The sequence below is a fragment of the Streptomyces sp. SID5785 genome (assembly GCF_009870065.1).
Classification (GTDB): domain Bacteria; phylum Actinomycetota; class Actinomycetes; order Streptomycetales; family Streptomycetaceae; genus Streptomyces.
The window spans coordinates 1-2,552 of the sequence record NZ_WWIA01000277.1; the positions used below are offsets into that span (position 1 = coordinate 1).

Below are 2,552 nucleotides of genomic sequence, written 5' to 3' on the forward strand. Positions count from 1 at the left end.
CGCCGAACCCCCCGTCACCTCCTCCGCGAACGACGCGATCGCGTCGAAGCCGAGATACGACAGGACCGCGACCGACACCGCCCCGATCACCGCCGACAGCGCGAACGCCCCCTGCGACCCGTCCCCGGACAACGGCGACAGCCAGTCCCGCTGCGCCCCGTCCCGCGCCAGGACCACGATCGCCGAGACCACGAAGACGAGCAGCACCACGATCTCCATGGCGAGCACCAGGAACCCGACCCGGGCCGCCGCCCGTACCCCCCACAGGTTCAGCAGGGTCGTGATGACCACGGCCAGCGCCGTCCACACCCACCGGGACACGGACGGCACCAGCGCGTTCATCGCGATCCCGGAGAACAGGTACGCCACCGCCGGGATCAGCACGTAGTCCAGCATCGCCATCCACCCCGCGACGAAGCCGGGCCCGCGCCCGAGCCCCGCGCGCGCGTAGGCGAACACCGAGCCCGCCTGCGGCACCACCCGCACCATCTGCGCGTAGCTGAACGCGGTGAACGCCATCGCGACCGTCGCGACGACGTAGACCAGCGCCACCGCACCGTGCGACTTCGCGTCCAGGGTGCCGAAGACGCCGACCGGCGCCATCGGGGCGATGAACAGAAGCCCGTAGACGACCAGGTCACGGAAGCCGAGGTCCCGCCGCAGCTTTCCGTCCGGCACGCCGGGCGCCTCAGGAGTGTCGGGTCCTGCGGATGCGGACATCGTGCCTCCGTGGGTCGCGGGCTCCCAGTCTCCCCAGACGGGCGATCTTTGGCCTGCTGGGCTCGGCCTTACGATGGGGGACATGACTGCTACGACTGGCTCCCGCCGTGTCCTGCTCGCCGCCCCCCGGGGCTACTGCGCCGGTGTGGACCGTGCCGTGATCGCCGTCGAGAAAGCCCTGGAGCAGTACGGGGCCCCCGTCTACGTCCGCCACGAGATCGTGCACAACAAGTATGTGGTGCAGACCCTGGAGCGGAAGGGCGCCGTCTTCGTCGAGCAGACGTCCGAGGTGCCCGAGGGCTCCATCGTGATGTTCTCCGCGCACGGCGTCGCCCCGACCGTCCACGAGGAGGCGGCCCGCGGCCGGCTCGCCACCATCGACGCGACCTGCCCGCTCGTCACCAAGGTCCACAAGGAAGCCGTCCGCTACGCGAACGACGACTTCGACATCCTCCTCATCGGCCACGAGGGCCACGAGGAGGTCATCGGCACCTCCGGCGAGGCCCCCGACCACATCACGCTGGTCGACGGCCCCGAGGACGTCGCCAAGGTCGAGGTCCGCGACCCTGACAAGGTCGTCTGGCTCTCCCAGACCACCCTCTCCGTGGACGAGACGATGGAGACCGTCGACGCCCTCAAGACCAAGTTCCCCGGACTGGTCTCGCCGCCCAGCGACGACATCTGCTACGCCACGCAGAACCGCCAGCTGGCCGTGAAGCAGATGGGCGCCGAGTCCGACCTCGTCATCGTCGTCGGCTCCCGGAACTCGTCGAACTCGGTGCGCCTCGTCGAGGTCGCCAAGCTGGCCGGCGCGCGGGACGCGCACCTCGTGGACTTCGCGAGCGAGATCGACGAGGCCTGGCTGGAGGGCGTCACCACGGTCGGCGTCACCTCCGGCGCCTCCGTCCCGGACGTCCTCGTCGAGGAGGTCCTCGCGTACCTGTCGGAGCGCGGCTACGCGGACGTGGAGATCGTCAAGGCCGCCGAGGAGTCCATCACCTTCTCGCTGCCCAAGGAGCTCCGCCGCGACCTGCGCGCCGAGGCCGCCGCCCTGATGAAGGGCGAGGGCACCGGAGAGGACGCCGCCGCCGGGAAGTGACCTGCGGCGAGCCGTCGTACCGTGGGCTCATGCAGATCTTCGGTGTGGACATCGGCGGATCCGGGATCAAGGGTGCCCCGGTCGACCTGGAGCGCGGCGACCTCGCCGCGGAGCGCCACAAGGTGCTGACCCCGCACCCCGCGACGCCCGAGGGGGTGGCCGAGGGAGTCAAGCAGGTCGTCGACCACTTCGACGGCCCCTGCGACCGGGTCGGCATCACCTTCCCGGGCGTCGTCACCGGCGGCGCCACCGTCCGCACCGCGGCCAACGTCGACAAGAGCTGGATCGACGTCGACGCCCGCGCGCTGCTGAGCGAGAAGCTCGACGGCCGTCCGGTCACGATCCTCAACGACGCGGACGCGGCGGGCGTCGCCGAGATGGAGTTCGGCGCGGGCCGCGGCCGCAAGGGCACCGTGCTGCTGCTCACCTTCGGCACCGGCATCGGCAGCGCCCTGTTCGTCGACGGCGCGCTCGTGCCGAACACCGAGCTCGGTCACCTGGAGCTCAACGGCCACGACGCCGAGAAGCACGCCTCCACCAAGGCCAAGGAGGACCACGACCTGAGCTGGGAGCACTGGTCGAGGCGGGTCCAGAAGTACCTGGCGCACGTCGAGATGCTGTTCTCGCCCGAGCTGTTCATCATCGGCGGCGGCGTCAGCCGCAAGGCCCACAAGTTCCTGCCGCTCATCGAGGGCATCCGCGCCGAGATCGTCCCGGCCGAGCTGCAGAACAA

At 70.5% G+C, this 2,552-nt stretch carries 3 protein-coding genes; 2 read left to right on the top strand and 1 reads right to left on the bottom strand.

All coding sequences use genetic code 11. The features are described from left to right. Positions 1-720: APC family permease (locus tag GTW43_RS08795; protein ID WP_161301064.1), on the bottom strand; the 720-nt coding region annotated here is incomplete at its 3' end. Positions 721-793: 73 nt separating this feature from the next. Here GTW43_RS08795 and GTW43_RS08800 point away from each other — a divergent pair. After that, positions 794-1,819 (top strand): 4-hydroxy-3-methylbut-2-enyl diphosphate reductase, encoded by a 1,026-nt coding sequence (locus tag GTW43_RS08800; protein WP_202501232.1) that lies wholly within the window; start codon positions 794-796, stop codon positions 1,817-1,819. Positions 1,820-1,848: 29 nt separating this feature from the next. Further along, positions 1,849-2,552: ROK family protein (locus GTW43_RS08805; protein ID WP_161301066.1), on the top strand; the 704-nt coding region annotated here is incomplete at its 3' end.

Excerpts from the sequence above, each read along its gene's own strand:
- GTW43_RS08800 (WP_202501232.1), top strand. The coding sequence starts at position 794 with ATGGGGGACATGACTGCTACGACTGGCTCCCGCCGTGTCCTGCTCGCC.